The 13,528-nt window shown below is 50.1% G+C and carries 7 protein-coding genes; 6 read left to right on the top strand and 1 reads right to left on the bottom strand.

Translation table 11 applies throughout. The annotated features are described in order from the left end of the window. Positions 1 to 155: 155 nt before the first annotated feature. From OCL06_RS06625 to sucD, 4 genes are all read left to right on the top strand, one after another. Positions 156 to 2,975: a 2-oxoglutarate dehydrogenase E1 component gene (locus OCL06_RS06625; protein ID WP_262992945.1), complete on the top strand. Its 2,820-nt coding sequence runs from the start codon at positions 156 to 158 to the stop codon at positions 2,973 to 2,975. Positions 2,976 to 2,984: 9 nt separating this feature from the next. After that, entirely contained in the window at positions 2,985 to 4,532 is a 1,548-nt protein-coding gene (odhB, locus tag OCL06_RS06620) for a 2-oxoglutarate dehydrogenase complex dihydrolipoyllysine-residue succinyltransferase (protein ID WP_262992944.1), read from the top strand. Positions 4,533 to 4,678: 146 nt separating this feature from the next. Continuing rightward, positions 4,679 to 5,845, top strand: a complete 1,167-nt coding sequence (gene sucC / locus OCL06_RS06615) for an ADP-forming succinate--CoA ligase subunit beta (RefSeq protein ID WP_262992943.1) — start codon at positions 4,679 to 4,681, stop codon at positions 5,843 to 5,845. Then, positions 5,845 to 6,717, top strand: coding sequence for a succinate--CoA ligase subunit alpha (gene sucD / locus OCL06_RS06610; protein ID WP_262992942.1), 873 nt, complete (start codon positions 5,845 to 5,847; stop codon positions 6,715 to 6,717). Before sucC ends, sucD begins: the two co-directional genes overlap by 1 nt. A 45-nt stretch (positions 6,718 to 6,762) precedes the next feature. On the opposite strand, the gene OCL06_RS06605 is transcribed toward sucD, so the two are convergent. Further along, complete coding sequence (locus OCL06_RS06605) at positions 6,763 to 6,942, bottom strand: hypothetical protein (protein ID WP_262992941.1); 180 nt, start codon at positions 6,940 to 6,942, stop codon at positions 6,763 to 6,765. Positions 6,943 to 7,250: 308 nt separating this feature from the next. Between OCL06_RS06605 and OCL06_RS06600 the strand changes: the two genes are divergently transcribed. Then, a complete protein-coding gene (locus OCL06_RS06600) occupies positions 7,251 to 10,055 on the top strand; it encodes a TonB-dependent receptor (protein WP_262992940.1) in 2,805 nt (934 codons plus the stop codon). 419 nt (positions 10,056 to 10,474) lie between these two features. After that, positions 10,475 to 13,516 (top strand): TonB-dependent receptor, encoded by a 3,042-nt coding sequence (locus OCL06_RS06595; protein WP_262992939.1) that lies wholly within the window; start codon positions 10,475 to 10,477, stop codon positions 13,514 to 13,516. The last annotated feature ends 12 nt before the right edge of the window (positions 13,517 to 13,528 follow it).

The raw sequence follows: 13,528 nt of genomic DNA, 5'->3' as shown, positions 1-13,528 counted from the left end.
ACTTACTGGTTACAGAAAGCAACATTCTAAATGGCCATCCGCTGAGGATGGCTATTTTTTTGTTTATATCGGAATTAAGGTTGGATACAGCGTTATTAATCCTCATAATACAGGCCGATATCATTAGTTTTTACGAAACGTAGCAAGGCACAATAATGCAAGAAAGCGTGATGAAAGCGTGGTGGGACTCGTCACACATGGCAGGCGCAAACGCGGCTTATGTGGAAGAGTTGTACGAAGCGTACCTTGACGATCCTCAAAGCGTCTCAGACACCTGGCGCCAGGTCTTCGATAGTCTTCCGAAAGTAGAAGGCGTAGAGCTGGAAAATAAACACTCAACCATCAAGGATCAGTTCCGAAAACTCGCGGCACTGGGCCCCACCGCAAGGATGGCACCCACCCAGGTGTCTGCCGGTAGCGTGTCTGACCAAAAACAGGTCAAGGTTCTTCAGCTGATTAACGCTTACCGCTTCCGTGGCCACCAACACGCCAACCTCGATCCCCTCGGTCTATGGCAACAGGAACGGGTGCGTGATCTGGAACTTTCCCACCATTCACTTTCTGAAGACGATTTTGATACCACGTTTAATGTGGGCTCTTATGCCATCGGCAAAGAGTCTATGACATTAGGTGACCTGTTCAAATCGTTGAACAGAACCTACTGTGGCTCGATTGGTGCAGAATATATGCACATCACCGATACGGAGCAGAAGCGTTGGCTTCAGCAGAAAATCGAATCGGTGCAAGCCAAGCCGGAAATCAGCAAAGAAGAAAAGATTAGTATCCTTAAAGGGTTAACTGCAGCTGATGGTATGGAAAAGTACCTGGGCTCGAAGTTCCCGGGTGCCAAGCGCTTCTCGCTGGAAGGTGGCGATGCGCTTATCCCCATGCTGAAAGGTATTATCAGTAAAGCGGGCGCGGGTGGCACTAAAGAGTGTGTTATTGGTATGGCCCACCGCGGCCGTCTGAATGTACTGGTCAATGTGCTGGGTAAAAACCCCTCGGTATTGTTTGACGAATTTTCTGGCAAACATGATGATTCGCTGGGCGCCGGTGACGTTAAATACCATGCTGGTTTCTCATCAGACTTCGCTACCCCGGGCGGCAATGTTCACCTGGCACTGGCGTTTAACCCGTCTCACCTAGAAATAGTTAACCCGGTAGTGATGGGTTCTGTGCGCGCACGTCTGGCTCGTCGTGACAACGACACCAATACAGTACTGCCAATCACAATTCATGGTGACTCGGCGATTGCCGGGCAGGGCGTGGTGCAGGAAACCTTCAACATGTCTGAAACCCGCGGCTTTGCGGTGGGCGGGACTGTTCGTATCGTGGTGAATAACCAGGTTGGTTTCACCACCTCAAAAATTGATGATACCCGTTCTACTCAGTACTGTACTGACATAGCCAAAATGGTTCAGGCACCAATCTTCCATGTTAATTCTGACGATCCGGAAGCGGTGCAGTTTGTAACCCAGCTGGCACTGGAATACCGCAATAAATTTAAGAAAGACGTGGTCATCGACCTGGTGTGTTATCGCCGCCATGGTCACAACGAAGCGGATGAGCCTAATGCAACACAGCCGCTGATGTACCAGAAGATTAAAAAGCACCCGGTTCCCCGTGTGTTATACGCCGACCAGTTGATTGCTGAAGGTGTGATTGAAAAGCGTGATGCAGATCGCTATCTTGATGAATACCGCGCTGCGCTTGATCACGGTGCCTGCGTAGTTGAAGAGTGGCGTCCAATGACAGAGCATTCTGTCGACTGGACACCGTATCTGGGGCACGACTGGGATACGCCGTATGACGGTGAGCTCAGTATTGAGAAACTAAAAGAGCTTGGCAAAGCTCTGACTACTTACCCGGAAGATCACAAACTGCACTCGCGGGTAAATAAGTTGTACCAGGACCGCAAGGCCATGGTTGCCGGTGATAAGAAGCTCGACTGGGGTATGGCTGAAAACCTGGCTTATGCCACCATCGTTGATGGCGGAAACGACATTCGTATTACCGGACAAGACTCTGGTCGCGGAACCTTCTTCCACCGTCACGCCGTGCTACACAACCAGACCGACGCTTCTGTGTATATGCCGTTGCAGCACATCCGCGAAGGTCAGGGTGAAATTGAGATTTATGACTCAGTATTGTCAGAAGAAGCAGTAATGGCCTTTGAATATGGTTATGCCACTGCAGAGCCCTCCTGCCTGACAATCTGGGAAGCGCAATTTGGTGATTTTGCCAATGGTGCCCAGGTCGTATTCGATCAGTTCCTGAGTTCAGGTGAAGCTAAATGGGGCCGCCTGTGTGGCCTGACGGTATTGCTGCCACACGGTTATGAAGGCCAGGGACCTGAACACAGTTCAGCCCGTCTGGAGCGCTTCCTGCAAATGTGTGCGGACCATAACTGGCAGGTGTGTGTCCCATCAACACCTGCACAGGTATTTAATATGCTCCGTCGGCAGGTAGTGCGTCCTATGCGTAAACCACTGATCGTGATGTCACCAAAATCCCTGCTGCGTCACCCCATGGCGACGTCGACTCTGGAAGAACTGGCAGAAGGACAATTCCATAACGTTATCGGTGAAATTGACGATCTCGACCCGAAAAAAGTTAAGCGGGTGGTCATGTGCTCCGGTAAGGTTTATTACGATTTGCTTGATCAGCGTCGAAAAAATGAACAAACAGACGTTGCAATCATTCGATTGGAGCAATTATATCCATTCCCGCAAGAAGAATGTGCCAAAGTTGTGGCAGAATACAGCCACGTGAAAGATTGGGTTTGGTGTCAGGAAGAACCACAGAACCAGGGAGCCTGGTACTGTAGCCAGCACCACTTCTGGCAAGCCATTCCAGAGGGCGCCAAACTGACATATGCAGGCCGAGAGGCATCAGCGTCACCTGCAGTTGGTTATGTTTCCGTTCACAACCAGCAACAGAAAGCTCTGGTTGAAGACGCACTCACTATTAAATAAGGAACAAAGATGACAATTGAGATAAAAGTTCCGGTCCTTCCTGAGTCAGTTGCCGATGCGACCATTGCAACCTGGCACGTAAAGGCCGGTGATTCAGTAAAACGCGATCAAAACCTGGTTGATATAGAAACCGATAAAGTTGTGCTGGAAGTAGTGGCACCAGCAGACGGCGTCCTGGCAGAAATCCTTGATGAAGAAGGTGCGACTGTCATGGGCGAGCAGGTTATTGCGAAGCTGGAGAAAGGTGAGGGCGGCGCAGCTAAAAAGTCACAGGATGACAAATCGTCAGAGTCTGAAAGCAAAGATAAAGCAGAAAAAGACACTACTGAAAAAACAGCTAAAACCAGTGACAGTGATGCGGGTGAAGCCAGCGATGTTAAAGTACCGGTTTTACCTGAATCGGTGGCTGACGCGACAATCGCTACCTGGCATGTGAGTGTGGGTGAGTCAGTAAGTCGTGACCAGAACCTGGTAGATATCGAAACTGATAAAGTGGTGCTGGAAGTAGTGGCACCGGCCGATGGTTCGCTTAGCGAGATTCTTGCGGAAGAGGGCGCAACCGTCACGGCCGAAGAAGTGATTGCTAAATTTGTAACTGGCTCAGGCGGCGCAAAACCCGCAGAAGCTGAGTCTGATGACAGTAACGACAGTGATGATGCCGGCAGCGATGCGCTGAGTCCGTCAGTTCGTCGCCTGTTATCAGAAAAAGGCATCGACGCTGCCAAAGTAAAAGGCACCGGCAAAAACGGTCGCATTACGAAAGAAGATGTTGAGCAATACCTGAAGTCAGGCAGTGATGACAAAAAGTCAACGACGCCTGCGACTCCTGCGGACGCATCAGAGCTGCCAGCGGGTAACCGCACTGAAAAACGTGTGCCAATGACTCGTCTGCGTAAAACCATTGCAAACCGCTTGCTGGAAGCGAAAAACTCTACGGCCATGTTGACCACGTTCAACGAAGTGAACATGAAGCCAATCATGGAGTTACGTAAGCAATACCAGGAAAGCTTCGAGAAGCGTCACGGTATTCGCCTGGGCTTTATGTCGTTCTATGTAAAAGCGGTTACCGAAGCGCTGAAACGCTTCCCGGAAGTGAATGCTTCTATTGATGGCGATGATATCTGCTATCATAACTACTTCGACATTTCGATTGCCGTATCTACCCCACGTGGACTGGTAACTCCGGTACTGAAAGACACGGATACACTGGGTATGGCAGATGTCGAAAAAGGCATCAAAGATCTGGCCATTAAAGGGCGTGATGGCAAACTGGCCATGTCTGACCTGCAGGGTGGTAACTTCACCATCACAAACGGCGGCGTGTTCGGCTCGCTGATGTCTACACCCATCATCAATCCGCCTCAGAGCGCTATCCTGGGCATGCATAAAATCCAGGATCGTCCTATGGCGGTAAACGGTAAAGTAGAAATTTTACCGATGATGTATCTGGCACTGTCTTATGACCACCGCATTGTTGACGGCAAAGAGTCTGTTGGCTTCCTGGTGACAGTGAAAGAAATGCTGGAAGATCCTACACGCCTGTTATTGGACGTGTAACACTCCCGGCTCAGAAATTGTGTGCAGTCTGTCGTTGTGATGTTCCACGGCAGACTGGCACAGCGCTGGTTTAATCATTACAACCAGCCAAGCTAATCAAGTCGCGAAAGCGGCTTTTGTCTTACTAAAAATCGGATAGAAACACCATGAATTTGCATGAATACCAAGGTAAGCAGCTATTCAAAGAATACGGCTTACCTGTTTCTGAAGGATACGCGACCGACACTCCTCAAGGCGCAGTAGAAGCCGCAGACCGCATTGGCGGTGACGAGTGGGTTGTTAAATGTCAGGTCCACGCGGGTGGCCGCGGTAAAGCCGGTGGCGTTAAGCTTGTTAAAAACAAGAGCGACATTCGCGAATTTGCTGAAAAGTGGCTGGGCAAAAATCTGGTGACCTTCCAAACTGACGAAAAAGGTCAGCCAGTGAGCAAGATCCTTGTTGAATCTTGCACAGATATTGCCAATGAGCTGTACCTGGGTGCGGTTGTTGACCGTACAACCCGACGCGTTGTATTTATGGCGTCTACAGAGGGCGGCGTAGAAATTGAAACTGTGGCTGAAGAAACGCCAGAGAAAATTCTGAAAGCAGAAATCGACCCCATCGTTGGGCCGCAGCCTTACCAGGCACGTGAGATGGCGTTTAAACTGGGCCTGGAAGGTCAGCAAATTAAGCAGTTTACGCAAATCTTCCTGGGTCTGGCGAAAATGTTTGAAGACCTGGACCTGGCGTTGATCGAAATCAATCCACTGGTTATTAAGACAGACGGCAACCTGCACTGCCTTGACGCCAAGCTTGGCGTAGACGGCAACGCCCTGTACCGCCAGCCAAAAGTAAAAGACATGCACGATCCTTCACAGGAAGATTCCCGTGAAGCGCATGCTGCGCAATACGAGCTGAACTATGTTGCACTGGACGGCAACGTCGGCTGCATGGTTAACGGTGCAGGCCTGGCCATGGGTACCATGGATATCGTAAATCTGCACGGCGGTAAGCCAGCAAACTTCCTGGATGTTGGTGGCGGCGCGACCAAAGAGCGTGTAGCTGAAGCATTCAAAATCATCTTGTCAGACGACAATGTGAAAGCCGTACTGGTAAACATCTTTGGCGGAATTGTACGTTGTGACATGATTGCTGAAGGCATCATTGGTGCCGTTAAAGAAGTTGGCGTAAACGTGCCTGTGGTTGTGCGTCTTGAAGGTACAAATGCAGAGAAGGGCCGTGAAGTTCTGGCCGGTTCTGGCCTTGATATCATTGCTGCAGAATCTCTGACCGATGCAGCAGAGAAAGTGGTTGCCGCTGCGGAGGGCAAATAATGTCAGTTTTAATTAATAAAGACACCAAAGTAATCTGCCAGGGCTTTACTGGTGGTCAGGGTACATTCCACTCTGAGCAAGCCATCGCTTACGGTACTCAAATGGTTGGCGGTGTAACGCCAGGTAAAGGTGGCACTGAGCACCTGGGTCTGCCAGTATTTAACACAGTCCGTGAAGCTGTTGCCCAGACAGGTGCTACTGCGTCAGTTATCTACGTACCTGCACCGTTCTGCAAAGATTCTATTGTAGAAGCTGTAGACGCCGGTATTGAACTGGTCGTGTGTATCACTGAAGGTATTCCTACACTGGATATGCTGTACGTGAAAGAGTACGTCGCAGCTAAAGGCGCCCGCATGATTGGTCCTAACTGTCCGGGTGTAATTACACCGGGAGAGTGTAAGATTGGTATCATGCCAGGTCATATCCACAAGCCAGGTAAAGTGGGGATTGTTTCTCGTTCAGGAACACTGACCTATGAAGCCGTGAAGCAAACCACTGACGAAGGCTTCGGCCAGTCTACCTGTGTTGGTATCGGTGGTGACCCTATCCCGGGTTCAAACTTCATTGATATCCTGAAAATGTTCCAGGACGATCCACAAACCGAAGCTATCGTTATGATTGGTGAGATCGGTGGTACAGCGGAAGAAGAAGCCGCGGCGTTCATTAAAGAGAACGTAACTAAACCAGTTGTTTCTTATATTGCAGGTGTTACTGCGCCTCCGGGTAAACGTATGGGCCACGCCGGCGCCATTATTGCCGGTGGTAAAGGTACGGCAGATGAGAAATTTGCAGAGCTGGAAGCGGCAGGTGTTAAAACTGTTCGCTCACTGGCGGAAATTGGTAAAGCACTGCGCGAAGTTACCGGTTGGTAAGTATCCGCAAGGTACTGTGAGCCTGAGTGCTCACGCGTACCAGCGTTAAAAAACCAGGCAGCGAAAGCTGCCTGGTTTTTTTATGTCTGCCATTGCCTGCTGAGCCTGACTGCCGAACAAAAACGCAGTCAGCATCGAATCACTTGGCACCCAGGTGGTGAGGTGATCACTTAGCAGGCCCCGGACGACATCCATCTGATGTACGTTATGAAAACGTAAATGCATACCGGGTCTTTGTATTTATTAGCAACTCTCTTAACGAAAAATCCATATCTGCTAGGTAGTTTTATTAAGTTTAGGGGTAATACCTGTGAAGAATCATGGCCTTAAGTGTGTGTAACTGGTGCTTATAAATTGTAAACAAGCACTGAACTTGTTAACTAAGTGTGTATTAATTTTGATGAATACGTATGCAGAGAATTGAGCGGAACCCCGCACAGGGATAGGATGCTGTGGACAATAACTATGTCATCGAATTGTCATAAAAATAAAAAAACACGGCAATCTAACTAACTGAAAGGGACACCCTCCTTATGACACAATTTAAACCGAACCTTATTAAGGCAGCGCTGATTTCCAGTGGTGTTGCTTTTGGCGCAATGCCAGCCATGGCCCAAGATGCAGACAAAGATCAGGTCGACGAGAGCATGGTTGAGGTTATCCAGGTCTCTGGTATCCGCGGCTCACTGCAGCGTGCTCAGGCTATCAAGATGGACAACACTTCCATTGTTGAGGCGTTATCTGCAGAAGACATCGGTAAATTGCCAGATACCAGTATTGCTGAATCACTGGCACGTTTGCCAGGTGTATCTGGTGAACGTCGTAACGGTCGTACCAGCGGTATCTCTGTTCGCGGATTCAACGAAAACTACGTTGGCACCACATTAAACGGCCGTGAGCTGTTAGGTATGGGTGATAACCGCGGGGTTGAGTTCGACTTATACCCTACAGAAATTATTTCAAACATTCTGGTTTATAAGACACCTGAAGCCGGAATGACAACACAGAACATTGGTGGCAGCATCGACCTGCAGACAGTTAAACCACTGACTGCAGAGCAAACAATGACCTTTAACGGGACTTACGAGAAAAATAAAGAAGACTCGTTAAACCCTGATTTTGACAATGATGGACACCGTTTATCATTCAACATGGTTGATCAGTTTGCGGATGATACGCTGGGCGTAGCGTTAACTATTGCGACCATGGAGTCGCCTCGTCAGGAGCAGCAGTTCCGTGGCTGGGGCTATGCCGATGCTAACCCGGAAAATGCTGCCGAAGGCGTGACTGTACCCGAAGGAACCAAAGTTCTGGGCGGCCACGACAGCTTTGCGCGTTCTGCGATGATGAAGCGTGACTCATTCGCTACAGTAATCCAGTGGGCTCCGGACGATCGCCTTAACGTTCAGTTTGATGGCCTGTACATCGACTTCAGTGAAGATGATGCCCGTCGCGGCCTTGAAGAAGGCGGCGCCGAGTGGGGTACCGGTGCGTACACTATCACCGGTGTTGAGAATGGTCTGGTCACTTCCGGTTACTATGATGGTTTCTACAGCGTCATCCGTAATGATGTTCGTCGTCAGGAAGCCGACCTGAAAACCTTCGGCCTGAATGTAGAATACATTCTGAACGATAACTGGACAGCCAATGCCGATATCTCTACCGGTTCAGTAGACAAGCTGATTACCGACGTGGAAAGTTACTCGGGTGTAGGCCGTGCAGGAACTGACAACCGTCCAATTACCGCGCGTTCATGGACCATGACCGACACGGGCGTTATGTACGCGGATCACCCGACTATGGGTTCTGTTGACCTGACTGATCCAAGCCTTATTCGTCTGGCCGGCCCGCAGGCCTGGGGTGCACCAATTATTGGTTCTGACGCGCAGGATGGCTTTGTTAATAACCCAGAGTTTGAAGAAACACTGACTACCATGCGTTTCGATATGGAAGGCTATGTAGACTGGGGTATCTTCACTGGCGTTGAAGCCGGTGTGATTTATGCGGATCGTGAGAAGGCGAAAGATAACAACGGTGCATACCTGACGGCGCCGAGTTATCCTGGCGACGATGCTATTCCAGACGTGCTGGGCGTAGTACCGCTGGACTTCGTGGGTATTGATGGCATTCTGGCCTATGACTCACTGGGCCTGTATAACAGTGGTTACTATGATGCCACGGCCGCGGAACTGGTACAGGCAGATCGCCTGGGTGATACCTATATCGTGGAAGAAAAACTAACTACGCTGTACGGTAAACTGGATATCGATACTGAGTATGAAGGGATCTTCATTCGCGGTAATGTTGGTGTGCAGGTTGTACGTGCTGACCAACAGTCATTTGGCTTCAGTACATCACTGAACCAGGCGGGTATGGTGAATGCAACAGAAGTATCTGGTGGCACTGATTACACCGACGTACTGCCGACTCTGAACCTGAGTGCTGAAATTGCTGATAACCAGTTTGTTCGCTTAGGCATGGCCAAAGTTCTGTCTCGTCCGCGTATGGATGACCTTCGTCCAAACACTCAGGTAACGTTCTCGTTTAACGACAACCAGATCCTGAGCGACGACATTGATAATGGCCCTTGGGGCGGTAGTTCAGGTAACCCTGAGCTGAAGCCTTACGAGTCTAACCAGATTGACCTGGCGTACGAGAACTACTTTGCTGATACCGGCTATGTGGCTGTGTCTTTCTTCTTTAAAGACATCAAAAACTGGCACCGTGATAACGCCGTATTGTCTGACTTCTCTGACGACTATATCCCTAGTCTGCACCAGACATCAGATGGCCAGGCACCGGTACTGTTCGAAGGTCAGAAAACTAAGCCGCTGGATGGCTACGAAGGCTTCGTACGCGGCTGGGAAATCCAGGGTAGCCTCCCTGGCGAAATGCTGCACGACGCCCTTGAAGGCTTCGGTATGTTCGCCAGCGCTACCTTCCTGGATGGCTACGCAGAAGCGGCGCCAGGCACTTCGGAAACCCGTATCCCCGGCTTGTCTGAGGAAAACTACAGCATGACAGTTTTCTATGAAAATGCTGGTTTCGAAGTACGTCTTGCTGCGACGAAGCGTACTGACTACCTGACAGAAACCCGTGGTTTAAGCCTGGCACTGTCTGATGCCACTAACCAGGGCGGCACGTTTGTGGATGCCCAGATTGGTTATGACTTCAGTGAGTCAGGCATCGAGTCACTGGAAGGCCTGCGTGTAACCTTACAGGCACAAAACCTGACTGACGAAGAAGACGTTCAGACGGCAGGTACTGATTCACGCCAGGTAACTCTGCACCAGTCTTACGGTGCGAACTACCTGTTAGGTTTCAACTATTCGTTCTAATTTGAACCACCGCGGCTAACCGCCGCATCCCTGGATAAGTAAAAGCCACTGCCTGTGAGGGGAGTGGCTTTTTTATTGGCTGGAAGGTGCTGCCAGTGTTTGTCATTCCTGCAAAGAACACCCGCGTTCAGTCTGTTATTGCGCAGATAACACGGACCATTTACAACACATTTACGCATTCACGGTATTACCCCGTTCCCCAATATTGTGGCTGTCGGTAAATATTCACCATTTTCCAGCTAGTTACGCTGCTACTAGGCTATACGTGTAAATAAAATGTTGTGAAATGTTATTGAATACGTATGCAGTTAATTGCTCCTTTTTCATACTAACCGTTACTATCTATAGTTGAACCATAATAGGCATTAACAGGCGAAGTGTGTCTGTAATTTGCCACATAACAAAGGAATGGGACACCCATGAGAACTTTCAAACCCAGCACCATTATGGCTGCGCTGATGGCGAGTGGGCTTGCGTACATTGCGCAACCTGTTTACGCCCAGGACGCCGAACCGGAGGAAACCCCGCCGGACGAGGAAGTCATAGAGCGCATCGAGGTACGTGGTTTCAGTACCAGCCTTATTCAGTCACTCAACCAGAAACGTTTCAGCGATACTGTAACAGAGCAAATTTCAGCAGATGATCTCGGTGGCTTACCGGATGTGTCAATGGCGGATGCGTTAACCCGTCTGCCGGGCATCTCGGCGGTTCGAACAGGTGGGCAGGCTGCCGAAATCAACATTCGGGGCCTGGCCGGTGATTTCGTGTTTTCAACGCTGAACGGACGTGAACAGGTGTCCACCAGTGGCAGCCGTGCGATTGAATTTGACCAGTATCCTTCTGAGTTGATCAATTCTGCGGCGGTGTACAAGTCACCGAAAGCCTCACTAATTGAAGGCGGCGTTGCCGGAACTGTAGAATTGCAAACGGCCAGCCCGCTGGCAATTGAAGAGCAGCACAAATTCAGTGCCAACGTGCGTGGTATGTATAACGACCGTGCCAGTGAAATTCCTGATGCAGAGGAATACGGACACCGGATAAGTTTCTCTTATCAGGGCAAATTTATGGATGACACGCTGGGTGTGTCGCTGGGTTATGCCCGGTTGTTCCAGCCCAGCGTATCGACGCAGTTTGTCGGCCTTGCCTATAACGGTGAAGTGGATGTGGATGGTATTGAGGGTGATACCGACAATGTGGGTAGTGAATGCCCGGAATGCGAACTGATCAGCGAAGGCTTTGAGATTCAGCATAAGGGCGGGGAAGAAACCCGTGATGGCTATATGGCAGCCATCGAGTGGGCGCCTACTGCTGACTTTACCCTGAAAGCCGATGCGTTTATCTCTAAATTCGACTCAGAAGCCTTTGCCCGGGGCTATCGGGTTAAGCTGGGTGGCGTCAATGCCGGTATCACTAACCCTGTAGTAGTGAACAACTCGGTGGTGGGGGGAACATTTACCCGCACCGACAGTAGTTTTACCCGGGTGGAACTGGTTAACGATGATAACCAGGATTTCGACCAGGTAGAAAGCTATGGCGTAAAAGCAGACTGGCAGATTACCGATGACTTATCTGCCCAGTTTGACGTCTCGCTATCAAAAGCGGAAAGTAATTTCCGTAACGGCCTGTTATGGTCGTTAGTCGCCGAAGACGCCGGAGCTGTCAGCCCGACCTTTGACGAAAATGTTCAGATTTCCTATTTGCTTAACGGTCTGAATCTGCCCGATGTGGCGTTTAATCAGGCCGATGCATTCTCCGATATTAACCGGGTAATGGTGAGCAAGTACGGCATCTATCCATTTGAAAATGAAGATGAGCTGCATGCTTACCGCGGTGACTTCCAGTACCTGGTATCGCTGCCGGTTATTTCTTCTTTTGAATTTGGCTACCGCTACTCAGATCGCGAATACAACAACGACCGTTCAGTGTTTGAATACGGTAACGATGGTGGTTTTTCGGTTAATCAGCCGCCGTTACGTCTGACACAGGATATGGTCGATGTAGTGAACTGGTCAGGCGATTACAGTTATTTCCCGAGTTACTTATCGGTCGATTTAAATGCCGCTCTGAATGCCTGGTTCCCGAATGGTGTGCCGCAGCCCCAGCAAACGTGGGGCCCGGGTGCGGCTGGCGTCATTAATGGACCAGGCACAGGCCCTAATACGGCATGGTCGGTCCAGGAAAGTGGTGACGTATTTGAAACCGTCAACGCTGCCTACCTGATGGCAAATCTCGACACCGAGCTGGGTGATGTGCGGGTGACGGGTAACGTTGGGGTTCGCTACGTGCAGTCTAAACAGCGCTCAACGACGCTACAGCGAGCGACACGGTTTGTCACCGATCCGGAAACCGGCACCTCGGTGGAAGTCAGCGACCCTACTGCGGGTGCACAAAACATCATGGATGAGACGGGCCTGATCAATAACTTCTATCGCCCAACCATTCTGACCCATGAATTCACGGACATGTTGCCGTCAATCAACCTGAACTTCGGGCTGACTGATAATACGCAATTAAGAATGGCCGCCGCCAAGGTCATGGGCAGGGCGCCGATAAACCGTTTTGCGGCTAATGCGTCTACCACGGTGGAAGAAGTCACGGCAACCATGGATCGGGATTCAGGGGAAGTCACCTTGTCTAAACCGACCGCGAAAATTAACGGTTCAGCCCGCAACAGTCCGTATCTGGACCCGTTCTACGCTACCCAATATGACATTTCGTGGGAGTACTACTTTGAAGAGACTGATGGGGCCCTTATCGTGGCCGGTTTCTACAAAGATATAGATTCGTTCATCGAAAACATTGCCATAGAACCTTATAACTTCGAGGACAACGGGTTTATCGTACCGTCTGAAATTGAAGTGCCGGTGTATCTGGAAGCAGAGTTTTCAGGCCAGGAGCCTGAGCTTGCCCGGGATGCCAATGGTGACCCGATGTTTATCACCGTTCCCACCGAAAACGGGCGCTATGAAACCGCCATTAACAATGCGAAGGGTGGTTACATTCGTGGTATTGAATTGGCCTACACACAAATTTACAGCATGTTACCCGGCGCTTGGTCAGGTCTGGGTGTGAGTGCCAGTTTTTCGTATACCGAGAGTGAAATTCAGCGCACCCTGAGTGACGGCGTCTTCTCGAGCCGCCTCCCGGGTCTGTCTGAGAATGTGGCGACGCTGACCGTATTCTGGGAGTACGAAGGTTTCGAAACCCGCGTATCAGGTCGTTATCGTGACGCGTTTGTGTCCGAACAGGTGGCCGTGAACGATCAAACGGTGAATTTCGATGATGAACTGGTAATAGATTACCAGGCCTCGTACGAGATCAATGACAACATGAGTGTGCTTTTCCAGGTTAACAACCTGACTGACGAGCCCACTAAGAGCTACTTCACGTCTGAAGAGCAAACCGGGACGATTCAGTTCTTCGGCACACAGTACTTCCTGGGGCTATCGTACACGCTATGAAAATAACAAGAC

This window comes from Alteromonas salexigens (assembly GCF_025628895.1).
Lineage (GTDB): Bacteria > Pseudomonadota > Gammaproteobacteria > Enterobacterales > Alteromonadaceae > Alteromonas > Alteromonas salexigens.
This window is presented reverse-complemented; position numbering and strand designations above follow the sequence as displayed.

Coding starts and splice junctions, on each gene's coding strand:
- odhB (WP_262992944.1), top strand. CDS start 2,985: ATGACAATTGAGATAAAAGTTCCGGTCCTTCCTGAGTCAGTTGCCGAT.
- OCL06_RS06625 (WP_262992945.1), top strand. CDS start 156: ATGCAAGAAAGCGTGATGAAAGCGTGGTGGGACTCGTCACACATGGCA.
- OCL06_RS06600 (WP_262992940.1), top strand. CDS start 7,251: ATGACACAATTTAAACCGAACCTTATTAAGGCAGCGCTGATTTCCAGT.
- OCL06_RS06605 (WP_262992941.1), bottom strand. CDS start 6,942: ATGCATTTACGTTTTCATAACGTACATCAGATGGATGTCGTCCGGGGC.
- OCL06_RS06595 (WP_262992939.1), top strand. CDS start 10,475: ATGAGAACTTTCAAACCCAGCACCATTATGGCTGCGCTGATGGCGAGT.
- sucD (WP_262992942.1), top strand. CDS start 5,845: ATGTCAGTTTTAATTAATAAAGACACCAAAGTAATCTGCCAGGGCTTT.
- sucC (WP_262992943.1), top strand. CDS start 4,679: ATGAATTTGCATGAATACCAAGGTAAGCAGCTATTCAAAGAATACGGC.